At 66.3% G+C, this 16,360-nt stretch carries 14 protein-coding genes; 4 read left to right on the top strand and 10 right to left on the bottom strand.

The genetic code is table 11. From position 1 onward, the window contains the following. Positions 1–19: 19 nt before the first annotated feature. The 8 genes from FYW95_RS02295 to FYW95_RS02260 form a co-directional block, all read right to left on the bottom strand. Positions 20–1,636, bottom strand: coding sequence for a flavin-containing monooxygenase (locus FYW95_RS02295; RefSeq protein ID WP_236567665.1), 1,617 nt, complete (start codon positions 1,634–1,636; stop codon positions 20–22). Positions 1,637–1,759: 123 nt separating this feature from the next. After that, a complete protein-coding gene (gene phzG / locus FYW95_RS02290; RefSeq protein WP_159941362.1) occupies positions 1,760–2,395 on the bottom strand; it encodes a phenazine biosynthesis FMN-dependent oxidase PhzG in 636 nt (211 codons plus the stop codon). Between the two features lie 18 nt (positions 2,396–2,413). Further along, complete coding sequence (locus FYW95_RS02285) at positions 2,414–3,280, bottom strand: PhzF family phenazine biosynthesis protein (protein ID WP_159941361.1); 867 nt, start codon at positions 3,278–3,280, stop codon at positions 2,414–2,416. Next, positions 3,277–5,202 carry an anthranilate synthase family protein gene (locus tag FYW95_RS02280; protein ID WP_159941360.1) on the bottom strand — a complete coding sequence of 642 codons (1,926 nt, stop codon included), beginning with the start codon at positions 5,200–5,202 and terminating at the stop codon, positions 3,277–3,279. Before FYW95_RS02280 ends, FYW95_RS02285 begins: the two co-directional genes overlap by 4 nt. Continuing rightward, positions 5,199–5,822 (bottom strand): isochorismatase family protein, encoded by a 624-nt coding sequence (locus FYW95_RS02275; protein ID WP_159941359.1) that lies wholly within the window; start codon positions 5,820–5,822, stop codon positions 5,199–5,201. Before FYW95_RS02275 ends, FYW95_RS02280 begins: the two co-directional genes overlap by 4 nt. Positions 5,823–5,851: 29 nt before the next feature. Further along, positions 5,852–7,018 (bottom strand): 3-deoxy-7-phosphoheptulonate synthase, encoded by a 1,167-nt coding sequence (locus tag FYW95_RS02270; protein ID WP_159941358.1) that lies wholly within the window; start codon positions 7,016–7,018, stop codon positions 5,852–5,854. A gap of 79 nt (positions 7,019–7,097) precedes the next feature. Then, positions 7,098–7,586 (bottom strand): PhzA/PhzB family protein, encoded by a 489-nt coding sequence (locus FYW95_RS02265; RefSeq protein WP_159941357.1) that lies wholly within the window; start codon positions 7,584–7,586, stop codon positions 7,098–7,100. Between the two features lie 74 nt (positions 7,587–7,660). After that, positions 7,661–8,773, bottom strand: coding sequence for a ParB/RepB/Spo0J family partition protein (locus tag FYW95_RS02260; protein WP_159941356.1), 1,113 nt, complete (start codon positions 8,771–8,773; stop codon positions 7,661–7,663). 710 nt (positions 8,774–9,483) lie between these two features. On the opposite strand from FYW95_RS02260, the gene FYW95_RS02255 reads away from it, so the two are divergent. The 3 genes from FYW95_RS02255 (at position 9,484) to FYW95_RS02245 (ending at position 12,431) form a co-directional block, all read left to right on the top strand. Beyond that, positions 9,484–9,879 carry a VOC family protein gene (locus FYW95_RS02255; RefSeq protein ID WP_159941355.1) on the top strand — a complete coding sequence of 132 codons (396 nt, stop codon included), beginning with the start codon at positions 9,484–9,486 and terminating at the stop codon, positions 9,877–9,879. Between the two features lie 730 nt (positions 9,880–10,609). Further along, positions 10,610–10,936 (top strand): antibiotic biosynthesis monooxygenase family protein, encoded by a 327-nt coding sequence (locus tag FYW95_RS02250; protein WP_159941354.1) that lies wholly within the window; start codon positions 10,610–10,612, stop codon positions 10,934–10,936. Positions 10,937–11,192: 256 nt separating this feature from the next. Next, the gene (locus tag FYW95_RS02245; protein WP_160049916.1) at positions 11,193–12,431 is read left to right on the top strand and encodes a flavin-dependent oxidoreductase; all 1,239 of its coding nucleotides are present in this window, start codon (positions 11,193–11,195) and stop codon (positions 12,429–12,431) included. Positions 12,432–12,794: 363 nt separating this feature from the next. Here FYW95_RS02245 and FYW95_RS02240 read toward each other — a convergent pair whose 3' ends face one another. Continuing rightward, complete coding sequence (locus tag FYW95_RS02240) at positions 12,795–13,205, bottom strand: VOC family protein (protein ID WP_159941352.1); 411 nt, start codon at positions 13,203–13,205, stop codon at positions 12,795–12,797. A 678-nt stretch (positions 13,206–13,883) separates the two neighbouring features. Between FYW95_RS02240 and FYW95_RS02235 the strand changes: the two genes are divergently transcribed. Continuing rightward, a complete protein-coding gene (locus FYW95_RS02235) occupies positions 13,884–15,308 on the top strand; it encodes a non-reducing end alpha-L-arabinofuranosidase family hydrolase (RefSeq protein ID WP_159941547.1) in 1,425 nt (474 codons plus the stop codon). A 256-nt stretch (positions 15,309–15,564) separates the two neighbouring features. On the opposite strand, the gene FYW95_RS02230 is transcribed toward FYW95_RS02235, so the two are convergent. Beyond that, complete coding sequence (locus FYW95_RS02230; RefSeq protein ID WP_159941351.1) at positions 15,565–16,140, bottom strand: CGNR zinc finger domain-containing protein; 576 nt, start codon at positions 16,138–16,140, stop codon at positions 15,565–15,567. Positions 16,141–16,360 lie beyond the last annotated feature (220 nt).

Below are 16,360 nucleotides of genomic sequence, written 5' to 3'. Positions count from 1 at the left end.
CACCATGCTCCTGCGGCGGTCAGACGGACACCGCCGACGTCCTGCCCTCCAGCTTGAAGCCCTCGTAGTCGGCCTCGACCACGTCGCTCAGCTTCTGTCGGTAGTTTCCCAAGCCCGCGAAGTAGAAGAGCACCCTCTGTTTCCTCCCCGGAATGTTGGCTCCGAAGATCCAGGACTTGACCTTCGGGAAGAGGGAGCGGCCCGCGATCTCCGCACACAGGGTGGTCCAGTCCTCCTCTGCCTCCCGAGTGGCCTCGACGGAGGCCAGCCCGCGCTCCTCCGCCATCCCGACCGTGTCGGAGATCCATTCGACCTGGGTCTCGATGGCCGTGGGCAGGTTGCTGAAGACGCTGTTGGGCCCGTAGACCATGAAGAGGTTGGGGAATCCGGAGACACTCATGCCAAGGTAGCTCGAAGGTGCCTCGCCCCAGTGCTCGTCCAGGGAGACGCCGCCGCGGCCCCGGATGTCCATCTGCCGGTAACTACCCTCGACGGCTTCGAAGCCTGTCGCGAAGACCAGGACGTCCAGTTCGTGCTCGACCCCGTCCTCAGTGACCACGCCCCTGGGGGTGATCTCCCGGATGGGGTTCTCTTTCAGGCTCACCAGGGTGACGTTGTCCCGGTTGTAACTCTCGTAGTAGTCCTCGTTGCAGATGGGACGCTTGGCGTAGTAGTCCGTGGGCTGGAGCTTGCGGGCGGTCTCGGGGTCCTTCACGATCTCGCGGATCTTCGACTTGATGAACTCCGCCGCGGCCTCGTTCGCCCTCGGGTCGAAGATGATGTCGGAGAAGGTGCCGAACATGAAGCGGAACCCGTTACCCCGGTCCCAGTTCTCCTGGAACACACGCTGGCGCTCCTCCTCCGAGACGCTCATCGCGGGTGTCCCGCTCTCCTCGAACCCGCAGGCCACGCGCGACGCCTTGGCCTGCTCCCAGATCCGGTCGTAGTCGCTTCGCAGCTGGGTGAAGTACTCCTCGTCCAGCGCCTTGTTCCCGGAGGGGACGTTGTACTGCGCGGTCCTCTGGAACACGGTGAGCTGCTCCGTGACCTTGGAGGCCGCACAGATGAACTGGGTTCCGGTGGAGCCGGTGCCGATGACCCCCACACGCTTGCCCTCGATCCGCAGGTCCTCGGGCCAGGAACCGGTGTGGACCATACGGCCCTCGAAGCTGTCGCGGCCCTTGAAGTCCGGGAAGTGCGATGTGGACAGGGGGCCGAGTGCCGTGACGACGTAACGGGCGGTCAGGAACTGGCCGTCACCGGTGGTAACGTCCCACAGGCCGCTGTCCTCGTCGTAGGCCAGCGCCTCCACCGCGGTGTTGAGCTGGATGTCCTTCGCCAGATCGTACTTCTCGACGACCGCACCGAGGTAGCCGAGGATTTCCGCCTGGGAGAGGTAGCGCTTCTTCCACGTCCACTCCCGGAGCAGTTCCCGGTCAAACGAGTACTGGTAGATGAAGCCCTCACTGTCCGACATAGCTCCCGGATAGCGGTTCCAGTACCACGTGCCTCCGATGCCGCCAGCCTTGTCGAAGGCTCGTACGGAGAGGCCGAGCTCGTCCCGGAGCTTGTGCAGTGCGTAGATACCAGCGAACCCGGCTCCGATGATGATCGCGTCGAGGTCGGCGTTCTTCATGTTGTTCACTGAACGATTCCTTGTGCTATGGGGATAAGGGGTGGTCGGCTGCGGAAAACCGCCGGGGTGCACGGGGGCACGGCACTGTCAGGAGTGTTGAGGGGCCGGGGGCTGGAGTCCGGCTCAGGGCTGGAGCCTCACGGCGGTCCACCCGTCGGAGACGCGGTCGTAGCGCAGCCGCCGGTGCATCCTGGTGGGGGCCGCTGACCAGAACTCGACCGTGTCCGGTTCCAGGCGGTAGCCGACGAAGCGCGTCGGCCTGGGGAGCGGAGTGCCGGACTCCGACAGCCGCTGAGCCTGGGCTAGGAGCGATTCGGCGTCGTCCAGAGGATCGCTCTGCCTGGAGACGGTGGTCATGGGATGCAGTTGGGGTGGCCGCGCGGCCCACAGCCCGTCCGACTCGGTCTCGGGCAGAAGGGATACCGGGCCCGACAGAATGAGCTGCTGGGCGGTTTCCCTCCAGTACAACAGCCCGGAGGCCCAGCGGGTCTCGTCGATCTCCCTGCCTTTCTGGCTGCTGCTGTGAGTGGTGAACACCAATCCCCGGTCGGAGACGTCGACCACGGCGACCATCCGGTTCGAGGCCCGCCCCTTGGCGTCCGCCGTGGCGAGCGCGAGCGAGAGCGGTTCCCGGACCCCCTCCTCCTTCGCTGAGGCGATCCACTGCCGCACCAGCCCCATAGGCTCGTCCGGCGGGGTCTCGTATTCCGGGAACTCGTGGTCGGTGGTACCGGTCAATGTCTCGAATCTGCTGCTCACTCCTGTTCCCGTGCCTCTCTAGACGTAGATGGTTCCGCTGGCGACGGTGACGCCCGCCCCCTTGACCTTGACTTCCGTCACCTCGCCGTGGACGCTTCTGGCCCGGGCCCGCATCAGGGAGTGTCGTCCCATCTCCACCCCCTGGTGGATGTCGATCCACTGGCCGAACTCGGCCAGCCCGTGACGCGCGAGGTGGATGGCGAGCGGTCCCGCCGCGGACCCCGTGGCCGCGTCCTCGACCACGCCGTAGGCCGGGGAGAACATGCGGCTACGCCAGTGCGCGCCGGAACCGGCGAAACAGTTGGTCGCCATGTCGGAGAACGCGGCCAGGGCACGGTGGTCGGGCGTGACCTCGGACAGGGCCGGGATACTGCTCACGTGGACGAAGACGTGCCGGGGACCGTTGGCGTAGATCTCCACGGGCAGGTCCGGTTCGGGAATTCCCAGGGCCGTGATCAGTTCGCCGGAGCGGTCGAACTTCTCCCAGGTCGGGATGGGCTGTCCCATCTCCACGGAGACCACCCTGCCCCCGACCCGCTCCAACTCCAGGGAGACCGTTCCCATCTTCGTCTCCAGACGAAGCCGGTCGCCCTTGAAGGAGTCGCCGAGGGCGATCGCCGTTCCCAGGATCGGATGTCCGGCGAAGGGCAGTTCGTTGACCGGGGTGAAGATGCGGATGTGCGCGTCCCCGCCCTGTCTCGGCGGGAGCACGAACGTCACCTCCGAGAGGTTCATCTCCTTGGCTATGCTCTGCATGCGTGCGGAGGACAGGTCACCGGCCTCGAAGAAGACCGCGACGGGGTTTCCCCTCAACGGTGTTTCGGTGAACGCGTCGACCACGACGTAGGGATGCTCTTCCGCGGCTGTACTCGAACGGGCCGTCATGCGCGCAACGCCCTTCTTATGAACGAGTTGATGATGCTCTGACCGTTCTGTGTGAGAACGGATTCGGCGTGGAACTGCAGCGACGAGAAGTGGGGGCCGTGCAGGGCGTGGACCTCGTCCGAGACCGGGTCCTTGCAGACCCGCACCGTGCCGACGCCGACGACCTCGACTGTGTCCGTGTCCGACCAGGCCTCGAAAGTGTTGTAGAAACCCACGCGCTGCCGGTCGCCGAAGAGGTCGATCTCCTTCTGTACTCCCTGGTTGGGCAGGTCGCGCCGACGGAGTTCCAGACCGAGCCGCGAACTCAGGATCTGGTGGCTCAGGCACACCGCGAGGAAGGGGCGGCGCTCAGACAGCAGGGCCTCCACCGCGTCCCGGATACGGATCATCTTGGGGTGGCTCGTGCTGCGCGGGTCCCCGGGGCCGGGGCCGAGCACCACGAAGTCGTAGTCGTCGAGGCCGGGGAGTTCGTCGTGGCGCCTGACCTCGACCGACATGCCCATGTCGCGTAACTGGTGGTCGAGCATCGAGGTGAAGGTGTCCTCGGCGTCGATGACCAGTGTCCTGCACCCGGACAGGCCCGGCACGGCGGGCTTCTGCTTGTCCCGCCTCCCGGCCAGCCAGAAGTCCGCGATGGTGGTGTTGCGGTCGCGCAGGGCGTCGCGTACGTCCGGATGCGTGTCGAGTCGACCGGTGGCTTCGCTTCCCAGGGCTGCGAGCAGTCCTGCGGCCTTGACCCGGGTCTCCTCGACCTCCGAGTACGGGTCGGAGTGGCGTACGAGCGTGGAGCCGACACCGATGGACATCCTGCCGCCGCGGTCGATCTCCGCGGTACGGATGAGTATGGAGGAGTCGAGCGTCCTGTGGCCCGAGGCGTCACGTCCGATGAGGGCGGCCACCCCGCTGTAGTAGCCCCGGCCCCTCGGCTCGTATGTCTGGATCACACGACAGGCGTTCTCTAGCGGGCTGCCAGTGACCGTCGGGGCGAACATCGTCTCACGGAGGATGTGCCGGACGTCCTGGACGGTGTCGCCCTCGATGATGTATTCGGTGTGGGCCAGGCGTGCCATCTGCTTGAGGTACGGCCCCGCCACGCGCACTCCGGGCTCACAGATCCGCGTCATCATCTTGAGCTCTTCGTCCAGGACCATGTAGAGCTCGTCGGACTCCTTCTCATTGGCGAGGAAATCCATGATCTCCGTCAGTGAGGGCCCCGAGGACGGATAGCGGTAGGTCCCGCTGATCGGGTTCATCGTCGTCCGACCCTCGTCCAGGGTGACGTGCCGCTCTGGCGTGGCTCCTACGAGGGTCCTGGATCCGGTGTGGACGACGAAGGTCCAGTAGGCGCCCACCTCGACCTCGGTCAACCGGCGGAAGATCGACAGGGCGGCCCATGGAGTGTAGTCCCCGATGTCGGCGACGAAGGAGCGTTTAATCACGAAGTTCGCGCCCTCGCCCTCCCCGATGACCTCCTTGACGACCCTGCGGACCGTCTCCGCGTAGTCCTCGTCACTGGTGTCGAAGTGTCCCCCGCTCAGGGTGACCGGCGTATCGGGGATGCGCTCCAAGGCTGGTGCGGCCGGTATCTCTTCCTGTGCGGTCACACGCATCACTGTGAGCGGCGTCCCATCCTCGGTGGACGCGAATCCCCGCTCCCGGATCTGCTGGTACGGGATGAGCGCCAGCACGTCGTGGTGCACCCTTCCCGAGGCCCCCGGCTCCGGCGAAGCCGGTTCGGGCAGAGGGATGTCCGCCGTCTCCGCCACCTCGAAGACCTCACCGACCAGCACGTCCAGTTTTCTGGGGCCGCCCCGGCCCGAACGCAGGAGCAGGGCGAAGGGGGGCTGATCCGGCCCCAACACCGCTTCGAGAAGGTCTGGTGCTCCTCCGGCGATCGTCCCTTCTGCCTCCGGCACGGTCACGAGAACACCTCCTTGGTTGGGAGGACCACTGCGCAACGCTCGGCGGCGTACTCGACGGCCATCCGGTGGTAGCCGGCGTCGAAGTCGGCGATGGCGTCACAGACTAGGAAGGTCTGGATGTCGTGGGAGAACGCGTCGACCGCCGTCATCAGCACGCCGACGTGCGCGTACACCCCGCAGACGATGAGCTGGTCGCGCCCGGCCTCCCGTATCCTGTCGAGGAGGTTGGACTTGTGGAACGCGCTGTATCTCAGCTTGGTGAACATCCAGTCGTCCGGGGCGGGTTCCAGTTCGTCGACCACAAGCCGATCGGCGGGCGCCCTGCGCATACCAGGGCCCCAGAAGTCCTTGAGCAGCCCTCTCTGCGTCTCGTCCATGCTGCCCGGCTGAGCCGTGTAACCCACGGGAACACCGAGTTCGTCGCTGCGCTCGCGTAAGAGCGCGACATTGGCCACCAACGGTCCTCGCACCTCCTCCGGAAAGGGCTTGAGGAAGAAGCGCTGCATGTCATGGATAAGCAGGACCGCGCGGGACGGGTCCGGCACCCACGGGGCGGTGTTGCGGGGAAGGTCGCCGGCGGAGGGGAATGAGTACGGCTCGATGACGGGGATACCGGTCACAGCAGTCCTTTCTGATCGGTTTCTGCGGGTCACTCACTCCAGGCCGAGATCACCGAGACCGCCTGCCATATGGTGAGCCTGGGATCGCACAGGGTCGTGTACCGCTCTCCCACCTGGGCGAGTTCGCTCCTGTCCTCCGCGCACTCCGTGACGTCGTCCGGGGTCGTTTCCAGGTGCAGGCCCCCGGCGACCCCGCCCTCGGACTCGACGGCCCACACGAACTCACGGACCTCCTGCTTAAGCGTCTCCACGACACGGGTCTTGTGGCCGTCAGGGGTGCGGATCGTGTTCCCGTGCATGGGATCGCACAGCCAGACCACGGGGTGTTCCGCGGCACGGACGACCTCCACCAGGCGGGGTAGCCGCTCCGCAGCGAACTCGGCTCCCATACGGGCGATCAGGGTCAGCCGTCCCGGCTCTCGCCGGGGGTCGAGGCGCTCACAGAGGGCGAGAAGTTCACTCTCCGTCATCTTCGGCCCCACTTTGCAGGCCACGGGGTTGGCGACCTCGGCGAGCAGGGCGACATGGGCCCCGTCGACCTGACGTGTCCTCTCCCCGATCCAAGGCCAGTGCGTGGAGCCGAGGATCGGCTTACCGCCCTCGCCCCCGTCATACCGCAGCATGGGCAGCTCGTAGTCCAGGAGCAGGGCCTCGTGGCTGGTCCATACCGGAGGTTCGCTCAAGGGCCGGCTGAACGAGCCCCGCCAGCCAAGGTGCTCCATCACGTCTCCAGCCGCCATGTAGGCGGTGAGGATACGCAGAGGGTCGGGCCTCCTGCTCACCGGCGTCGGCTCGGGCCCGTTCACTAGGTGCCCGCGGAACGCAGGGAGCGTGACGCCGTCGACCTCCTCGGTGGGGCTGGAACGGGGCTTGGCGTACTGGCCGCCGATACGCCCCACACGCAGCACCGGCTTGTGCGTGATCATCTTGAAGGCGCCGGCCAACACGTCCAGCATGGCGGCCTTGGTGCTGACGTGCATGTACGTGGACTCTTCGGGGTCCTCCGCGCAGTCTCCCCCCTGAAGGACGAGGTACTTACCCAAGGCGACCTCGGCGAGAAGCGATCGCAGGGAGAGTACGTCCTCCGCCCTGACCAGTGCGGGTCGGGAGGCCAGGACCTCGCCGACGCGTTCGACCTGGGAGGGGTCACTCCACTCAGGCTGTTGCAACGCTGTTCTGACCTTTATACCGGTCATCACATTATCCACGGATCTCCATCTGTTACGTGCGTTCGGCGAGCCGGAACCACATTCCCGGAAAGACCAACAAACAATGTCATGTCGGGATTCCCGCACGCCTGATGGTGGGCACAGGAATACCGAGCGCCCGCAACTGCTCAAACGGGTTCATGAACTCGCGCTGCTGGATGATTTCCCCTCCCTCAAAGAGGAAAGAATGGATGAAATGGTTCTCATAGCGACCCTCGGGATAACCCTCGAATCGAATCAACCCCTCCCCGTCGCATTCCACCCAGAAAAAATTGGGATCCTGCGTGTCAAAGATCTTGACATTAGTCCAGACCCAGTCGGGGAAACACTTGAGCGACCACACGGCGTGCTCGCCCAGCCGATTGCGTCCACGAATGGCGATAGGCTTTCCGGTGTCATTGGTCCAGAGACCTCCCACACCGTCCTCCGCGAAGAGCAGGTGGCGCTTCAGACGGTCCTGCCCCCTGGTCTCCATATACTGTTTCACGATCCGGCGGTTGTACTCACGGACTTCACTTTCACTGGCGTCGGGAGAAAGGGGCGTGTTTTTGGGCATGACGAGATATCTTTCTTCCTTTTTCGGTGATGATCTGAGTGCGTCACCGGGTCCGCGACCCGGCCGCACCGTCCTCAGTCGCGGCCGTCCGCCTCCGCCTCGACCATGTACGCCAGCTCCCGCATGTGCTGCGCGCGCTGGAGGACGACCGAGCGCACCAGGGGAGCGCAGTGCCCTGGAATCGTTCTGAGGATCTCCTCCCACTGATCTCGATCGACCTCCGTGACCATCAGCATGCGAAGCAGGACTCGACCGGCCTCCGTGGCCCGCAGCGAGGGATCCCGCGCGAGCTTGCGTACCAGCTCGCCGGCGTTGCCCGCGTCCGTGCGCTCGCTGACCTGCGAGACCCTCCCCGTACTCCGCAGGGCCGACACCGCGGCAGCCGGGATGACCGCGCCCTTGCCGCCCTGACGGCGCAGCCTTTCCGGTACAGGATCCTGCCCCTGGTCAACGCGCTTACGGACGTCCCGGACCGTGCCCACTGACAGACCGCTCTTCCTGGAAACCTCACGCAGTGAGATCTTCGGGTTGGCCAAGAGCAGCGCCGCAGCGCTGCGGCGCGCCTCGACGCTGCTGACGGGTCTACTCTTACCGTCGCTTCCGACTCGCCTGCCCTCGGCCACGGTCTCCACGTCGCTCTGGTCGCGGATCCTGCCCACCGTCTTGGGGTTGAGCCCTGTACGCTTCGCGATGGCCCGGTCCGACCAGTGCGGATGGGACAGGACGATGCGCCGTGCGGCGGCCCTGCGTTCGTTGAGCGTCAGCGGGAGCCCGTGTCCCACGTTGAGCTGTACCGCTAAGACGAACGCATCCTCGTCGCTGCCTTCGAAGAAACGGGCCGCGATCTCCGTCCGCCCCCTCAGCATGGCCGCGCGGACCCGGTGCGCACCGTCGATCACACGCATAGTGGGACGGTGCACCAGGATGGGGTCGACCTCCCCGTCCAGTTCGGCCAGCAAGTGGACATGGGCTGAATTCTCAGCTCGCTCTCGGGGTGTGATCGAAGGCGCCAGATCCTTGATGGGAATCATTTCATCGGGTAGACCCCGGATTATCTTCGACGCATCGGGAAGGAGATCCCCAGTCTTTCGCTGGCCCTTCCCCAGGACAGGGAGGGCCGCCACGGTTTGGGTAGGCACAGTGAAATTTCCCTTCGTGAAGGGCTTCGAGCGGGCTGGACTCCTCATGATCACAACCGGGGCTCAGCCTAGGTTGTGACTCGCATCCGCGCCAGCACAAAGCTGTCCACTTGCGGCCAGAGCGGAAGCCATCACCTCGCCCTGTCCTTTGCCGTGATCATGCAGGTGACAGATGGAAAAGGCATCTATTGGAGGTCAGCGAAGCCTGGTGAGACTCCACTCGCCCCGCCTGCGAAGGAAACCCGCAAACTCGTCCTGACCTGGGCCGGCCCACCTCGCACGAGCAGGTGCATGTGACGGTGCAAGGACTTGGTTAACGCACGAAAAAACACTATCCGTGAGTGACCACATTCTCTGAGCAACTGGATTGCGGTACCCGGATCCCTTCTCCGCCCGGGCCCGTCCGCCCACCGTCCTTGACTCCCCGCCGGACCCGGCGGACACGGCGTCGGTGTTCACGGCCCGCGGGCGCCGCCGCCTCCGGAGAACCATGGAGCGCCGGGCGCTCTCAGGGTTCCTCTGGCGCACCGGTCACCTTCCGCCCGCGCCATACGTCATCAGTAGTGAGGCGACCGAGCGACCGCACCCAAGGGGGAGGAGATGCCCGACTTCGCGGCGGGAGAACCGGGACCGTTCCATCTCACTGGACACGCGGACGCCACGGACCCAGGGGAACCAGCCCGTGCTCCCGGCTGGGGCTCCCGTAGCTCCGCCTCATCCGCGGATCCGGTCCCCGAGCGCTTGACGAGAGGACACCGATGCTCACTCATCCACGGCTCTCCGTACTCTGCACGAGTGACCAGCAGAAAACGCTGGAATTCCTGGTGAAAAAGCTCGGTTTCGAACTGGATATCGATGTCCCCTACGGAGAAGGTCAGCGCTGGATAGAGGTCCACCTGCGAGGATCACAAACCAGCGTCGCACTCGCCCTGGTCGACTCAGAGACTCTGGAGAAACTGCGTTCGACGACTGGGAGGATGACTCACGGATGGTTTAACTGCGACGATCTCGACGCCACTTGCGAGGATCTTCGCAGGAAAGGCGTTCGAATCCTGGTGGAGCCCCAGGAGACAAGCTGGCGACAGGGAAACCGATGGGCACAGATCGCTGGCGACGACGGCAACACCTACGGCTTGGTGGAAGGTGGCCGGTAAGAACATGGGGCGCCGGCGCCGACCGACCGCCCTCGGAAGCAACAGGCCAACTCGGTGACGTCGATGGACATACCTTGTAGCAAGCCGCACCGGGCCTCGCCCACCGGGCCGGATCAGTTTAACTGAGCATTTTCCACAGTTGCACACCCGCAGCCTTACCAGGTCTTTCACAGGACTGCTCTTCAGCTTTGACAAAAACCTTGTGACAGGACGCGCAGGCTTTCCGCGAACCCTGGACAAGCCCTTCGCCCCAGGGTGGGAGCACTCATCGCCCCCGCCCGGTCCAGCATGGGCGATGCTGCTTCCACCAGGGATTTTCCCTTGCTTGAAGGTGCCAGAGCCACCGACAGCGCCCAGTGGACCAGAGCTGTCCCCGACAGTCGGCATCGCCTTCGCTGGTGATGCGGAGAAAACATCATCGGAAAGCATCAGAGAGGTCAGAACGACAACACACTCCGCTTACGCACCCCGACCGAGCAGAGGGGGAGCACACACATAGGAAGATAGTGACGTGGCTTCGCACTGAGAGATGTGGACCACACTTCAGCCAACACCAGAGGGCGCCTGCCTCACACGCGAGGCGGGAGAACTCCGAAAACTACAGGAATCGCCTTCTGTTCCTTTTCCATGCCCACATGCCCAAAAGCAAGATAAGACTTCCTTCTATGCGGAGCAGTCCGGGATCCTGAATCCCTGGTTCACACCAGAGGATTCTGCTAACATCCGGGACATGAGCGAAACCATTATTCGGGCAAACGACGGGCTCACCACCCTTGTCAACGTCTTCGAGGTTGACAAGGAGAAGCAGCAGCAGCTTGTCGACGTCCTGAACGAGGGCACCGAAAAGATCATCCGGAACCGCCCCGGCTTCGTGTCGGTCAACATCCTTGCCAGCAAGGACGGAACCCGGGTCATCAATTACGCGCAGTGGAACAGCCCCGAGGACGTCCAGGCCACGATGGCAGATCCCGAGGCCCAGGCCTACGCCAAGAAGGCTGCCGCGCTGGCCACCGCAGCGCCGAGCATGTACTCCGTGGTGTCCGTGCACCACGCCTGACCGGCAGCGTCCAAGGTTCCGCTGGGAGCGGGCTGACCTTCCGGGGCGATCAGTGAACAGTCGGATACGACTGGTGGTCTTCCTCAGGGTCGGACCCGCTCCCATGCGTGTGCCACGCAATTTCCCGGCACCCGGCCCGTCCCCCCGGCACCGCCTCCGGCGTGCTGTATCCGGTTCCACCGACGACGCCCCTCCATGGTGTTCGCGCCCGGGAGGGGAACGAAGTCCAGTTACAGAGGGAGTCCGAAGGATCGCCATGACCAGTGACGCTGACATCGTAATCGCAGGTGCGGGGATCGGAGGGCTGACAGCGGCCCTGGCCTTGCACGCCCGGGGACTGGGCGCCACAGTCCTGGAGGCGGCCGAGGAGATCCGGCCGCTCGGGGTGGGGATCAACGTCCAGCCCGCCGCGATCGCCGAACTGACCTCTCTCGGACTCGGTGACGCCCTCGCCGCCACGGGTATCGCCACCCGTGAGCACCTCTACCTCGACCACACCGGAAACACCCTCTGGACGGAGCCCCGGGGCAGGGCCGCGGGTCACGCGTACCCCCAGTACTCTATCCACCGGGGTGAGCTCCAGATGCTGCTTCTGCAGGCCGTCCGGGATCGCCTCGGTCCGGACTCGGTCCGCCCGGGGATACGCCTGGAGTCCTTCGAGCACGACTCCTCCGGCGTCCGCGTCCTGGCCCGGAACGACTCCTCGGGCCACAGCGTGTCCGTTACCGGGGCGGCACTGGTCGGCGCGGACGGGCTGCACTCACAGGTTCGCACCCAACTCCACCCCGACCGGATGGAACTGTCCGGTGGGGGGGTCCAGATGTGGCGAGGCCTGACCGAACTCGACGGATTCCTCGACGGCCGCACCATGATCGTCGCCAACGACGAGCACTCCAGCCGCCTCGTGGCCTATCCCGTCTCCAACCGCCACGCGGCACAGGGCAGGGCCCTCCTCAACTGGGTGTGCCTGGTGCCCTCCCCTGGCTTGCCGGTCGACGCGGGCTGGAACAGCGTGGGGCGTCTCGAGGACCTGCGGCCCTACTACGAGCACTGGGACTTCGGCTGGATCAGGGTCACCGACTTCCTCTCCCGGAGTGAGCGCATCCTCCAGTACCCGATGGTCGACCGCGACCCCCTGGACCACTGGGGAGAAGGCCGGGTGACCCTGCTGGGGGACGCCGCGCACCTCATGTACCCCATCGGCGCCAACGGCGCCTCGCAGGCGATCATCGATGCCGTGACCCTCGCCTCCGAGGTCAGCAAGCGGGGGAACAGCATGGAGGCCGCGTTGCGAAGGTACGAGGACATCCGGCGTCCGGCCACCAGCGCAATCATCCACGCCAACCGGGAGATGGACCACTCCGAGCGCACGATGTCCGGACGGACCAGGGAGGCCAAGTCGTCCCTCCTGCGAAGAGTGACCGCCAGCTATCGCGCCACAGTCGAGTCGGACTCCTCCACGGAGGAACCGGAGCCCTCGGGAACCGCCTCCTGAACAGCACATAACCACTATTTGAATTCACAGTTCCACTCTCTGAGATAAAGCAGTCGACCGACCCAGGCCCCGGCCCCGGCCGTACGACCAAGGAGAGTCCTCTGTGAATTCCACCCGTCCGTTCCTCGCCCTCGTGGGCGCGTTCCTCCTGATGCCCGCCGGGGCAGCGGCGGGCGGCACCGGCCGCGCCGCCCGCCGACCACACGCGCGTGGTGAGCGAGAAGCCCGCGCCCCCGACCCCACACGCCCTGGACGGGACGGTCGTGGCACATGGGGAGACTCCCTGCTCTCGGATGCGGGCGAGCACCCGGGGCATGCCGGCCGCAGGGTGCTCACTGGTGGGAAGGGAAGGGTCCGGGCGGCTCAGCGCACCTCCTGGATGCGGACCATGTTCCCCGCCGGATCGCGGAAGGCGCAGTCGCGGATGCCGTAGGGCTGCTGGGTCGGCTCCTGGACGACCTCGGCGCCCGTGGCCTGGACCTTGTCGAAGGTGCCGTCCAGGTCCGGGGTGGCCAGCAGGATCCAGCCGTAGGTGCCCTTGGCCATCATCTCGGCGATGGCGCGGCGCTCCTCCTCGGTGATCCCGGGGTCGGCGTCCGGGGGCGCGAGCAGGATGGACGTGCCGGGCTGGCCGGCCGGGCCGACCGTGATCCAGCGCATCTTGCCCTGGCCGACGTCGTTGCGCACCTCGAAGCCGAGGATGTCCCGGTAGAAGGCCAGGGAGGCCTCCGGGTCCTGGTGAGGCAGGTAACTGGTGTGAATGGTGATGTCCATAGCGTCAATCTAGAACCGGACCGCCAAACCGCGCTTCTCGATTCCTGACCACCCCCGGCCATCTGTCAACGCCTTGACCACCGCCATCGCCGCGCGGGACACCTCCCAACCGTCTCCGTGGGGCCTGCCCCCGCCCTGTCCGGCCTCACGGAGCTCCTCGCGCGGCCCGGTCCCGAACGTTCTCCGGGCCCCTGGGGAGGTGCCCTGAGCCCGCGTAGCCGGCTCGCCGGGGCGGGGCCGACGGTGAGGTCCAGCGGGTCGACTGGGCGCGCGGAGTCCTGCGGGCCCATGCACGGATTTCCCGTGCCAGCGGCCCGACCAGGCAATTCGTTCCGCCAACAGCTGGCGAACTTCGGCCATTCCAGAGTATTTCTGAAAATTGCTGCTTGACTTCCGGAGTGTCATCACTCACATTCAACGGCAAGGGCAACGACGCCCCCGGTTTTCGGGCAGGTCTGCCGCATCGGATCCCATTTCAGGCATGCGCCAGATCATCCGGAAAAATGTTAACGCTAACATTTCCGAGCGCAGGCCCAGGACCCGCGATGTATCCCCTCCCGGGAGGACCGTGCGGCCCCAGGCCCCTGAGGAAGGACCATGTCCATGTCGAACAGGTCTCCGATCGCGCCGCCCCCGAGGCCGCGAGGGTGGTTACTGAGGATCGTCATCGCCGGTCTGATGGCCGTGGTGGTCGGCGGTACCGGTGCCGTGACGGCACCGGCTCCCGCCGCGGCGGCGACGGTCGACACCGACGCGTGGTACGTGCTGGTGAACCGCGGCAGCGGCAAGGCGCTGGACGTGTACAACCACGCCACCAACGACGGGGCGCGGATCACCCAGTGGACCCGGAACGACCAGTACCAGCAGCAGTGGCAGTTCGTCGACTCCGGCAACGGTTACTACCGGCTGCGGTCACGGATCTCGGGCAAGGTGCTGGACGTCTACAACTGGTCGACCGCCAACGGCGCCAGCATCGTCCAGTGGACCGACCACAACCAGGCCAACCAGCAGTTCCGGTTGGCGGACTCGCCCGGCGGCCACGTCCGACTGGTCAACCGGCACAGCGGCAAGGCCGTGGAGGTGCAGGGCGCCTCGACCGCCGACGGTGCCGACGTCGTGCAGTACGACGACTGGGGCGGTGACAACCAGCAGTGGCGACTCGTCCGCGTCGACGGCACGGGGCCGGGCGACACGTGCGCCCTTCCGTCGACGTACGCCTGGACGTCGACCGGGCCGCTGGCGCAGCCGAGGCCGGGATGGGTCTCGCTCAAGGACTTCACCCACGCCCCCTACAACGGCCAGCACCTCGTCTACGCGACGACCCATGACACCGGAACGTCATGGGGGTCGATGAACTTCGGCCTCTTCTCGGACTGGTCCGGTATGGGCTCGGCCAGCCAGAACCCGATGCCCTTCTCCGCCGTCGCACCGACGCTCTTCTACTTCGCACCCCGGGACGTCTGGGTACTCGCCTACCAGTGGGCCGGACCCGCCTTCTCCTACCGGACATCGACCAACCCCGCCGACGTGAACAGCTGGTCGCCGGCGCGGACGCTCTTCTCCGGAAGCATCGCCGACTCCGGCACGGGGCCCATCGACCAGGCGCTCATCGGCGACAGCACGCACATGTACCTGTTCTTCGCCGGGGACAACGGCCGGATCTACCGGGCCCGTATGCCCATCGGCGACTTCCCGGGCAGCTTCGGATCCTCGTCGACGATCATCATGAGCGACTCCACGAGCAACCTGTTCGAAGCGGTTCAGGTCTACAGGCTCCAGGGCGAGAACCGGTACCTCATGCTCGTCGAGGCGATCGGCGCGCAGGGGCACCGCTACTTCCGCTCGTTCACGGCCACCAGCCTGGACGGCACGTGGACACCGCAGGCCGCCACCGAGGGCAACCCCTTCGCCGGCCGGGTCAACAGCGGCGCCACCTGGACCAACGACATCAGCCACGGCGAGCTGATCCGCACCAATCCCGATCAGACCATGACCGTCAACGCCTGCGATCTGCGGTTCCTCTACCAGGGGCGCTCCCCCGACTCCGGCGGCGACTACGGCCTCCTGCCCTACCGGCCCGGTCTGCTGACGCTGCGGCGCTGACAGGGGGTCCCGGATCGCGGTGCCCAGCTCACGGCCGGCGGTGACGCAGGGCGCCTGTCCGCGCGAGAGGGGGCGGCGCCGTCGTCGCCCCCGCGCGGCGCCAGGTGACGGATCCGTTCAGCCTGCCCGCCGGACCGGGAGCGCGCCCCCGCGCGCGGACCGAAACCCATCGGTCCGAAACTCCCGGTCCGGCGGATCCCGGCCTCACGGGGCCGGTGGGAAAGGCGGCCCCGGGACCGCCGAGGCGGGAGAGGGCTCACTCCGCAGACCCGGGGTTCTTGCGCCGTTTGGCGTTGAAGCGCGCTTTCTTCTGACGATTTCCGCACGTGTTCATGTCGCACCATCTGCGGGTGCGGCTCTGGCTGGTGTCGAAGAAGGCGGCCTGGCAGGTCGGTGACGCGCACAGGGCCAGTTTTCCGTCGCGTTCGCCCGCGATGATGCTGACCGCGTCGGCGGCGATCACGCTGAGGGCGTCCTCCACGCGGGAGGCCGAGCTGAGCCGCCACCGCCGCTCCCCCCCGGGCGTCAGGACAGCCGCGGCCCGCCCCTGGATGCTGCGCTCATTGATGACGTGGACAGCGGACGCGGGGAGAGCGTCCTGGAGTGCGGCCGCCGTCGCGGCGGCGTGAATCGACTCCCTCAGCTCCCGGGCGAGGCCGAGCTGGGCAGGAGTACAGGAGTCCACGGCGAGGCCGTTCACAGCCAGCCAGTCGAGAAGCCGCTGCGGCGTCGGAATGCGCTCCACGGCGTCGCCCCGACGCTCCGTCAGAGTCGCCGTGAAGCTGGTCGCCAGCACGTTGCCGAGGCGGAAGTCAGGGAACTCAGCACGCATGGAACCACCTTAGCGGGTTGCGCACAGGCATGAAGGCTTGCTAGAACCGTCTTAGACGGTTCCGCTATGACCAGGAGGTCCCATGCCCCGTCCGACCGGCGACGTGCTGGCATTCGACGCCCACGCGAGTGACACCGACCTCGACGACCTGCGCGCGCGGCTGGCCGCGGCGCGGCTGCCGGAGGCCGAGACGGTCCACCTCGCCGCCCCCGGCCCCCAC

The organism is Nocardiopsis sp. FR4 (assembly GCF_009830945.1).
Classification (GTDB): Bacteria; Actinomycetota; Actinomycetes; order Streptosporangiales; family Streptosporangiaceae; genus Nocardiopsis.
This window is presented reverse-complemented; position numbering and strand designations above follow the sequence as displayed.

Excerpts from the sequence above, each read along its gene's own strand:
- FYW95_RS02240 (WP_159941352.1), bottom strand. The coding sequence starts at position 13,205 with ATGGACATCACCATTCACACCAGTTACCTGCCTCACCAGGACCCGGAG.
- FYW95_RS02250 (WP_159941354.1), top strand. The coding sequence starts at position 10,610 with ATGAGCGAAACCATTATTCGGGCAAACGACGGGCTCACCACCCTTGTC.
- FYW95_RS02260 (WP_159941356.1), bottom strand. The coding sequence starts at position 8,773 with ATGAGGAGTCCAGCCCGCTCGAAGCCCTTCACGAAGGGAAATTTCACT.
- FYW95_RS02285 (WP_159941361.1), bottom strand. The coding sequence starts at position 3,280 with ATGACGGCCCGTTCGAGTACAGCCGCGGAAGAGCATCCCTACGTCGTG.
- FYW95_RS02230 (WP_159941351.1), bottom strand. The coding sequence starts at position 16,140 with ATGCGTGCTGAGTTCCCTGACTTCCGCCTCGGCAACGTGCTGGCGACC.
- FYW95_RS02255 (WP_159941355.1), top strand. The coding sequence starts at position 9,484 with ATGCTCACTCATCCACGGCTCTCCGTACTCTGCACGAGTGACCAGCAG.
- FYW95_RS02265 (WP_159941357.1), bottom strand. The coding sequence starts at position 7,586 with ATGCCCAAAAACACGCCCCTTTCTCCCGACGCCAGTGAAAGTGAAGTC.
- FYW95_RS02235 (WP_159941547.1), top strand. The coding sequence starts at position 13,884 with ATGGCCGTGGTGGTCGGCGGTACCGGTGCCGTGACGGCACCGGCTCCC.
- FYW95_RS02270 (WP_159941358.1), bottom strand. The coding sequence starts at position 7,018 with ATGACCGGTATAAAGGTCAGAACAGCGTTGCAACAGCCTGAGTGGAGT.
- FYW95_RS02295 (WP_236567665.1), bottom strand. The coding sequence starts at position 1,636 with ATGAAGAACGCCGACCTCGACGCGATCATCATCGGAGCCGGGTTCGCT.
- FYW95_RS02245 (WP_160049916.1), top strand. The coding sequence starts at position 11,193 with ATGACCAGTGACGCTGACATCGTAATCGCAGGTGCGGGGATCGGAGGG.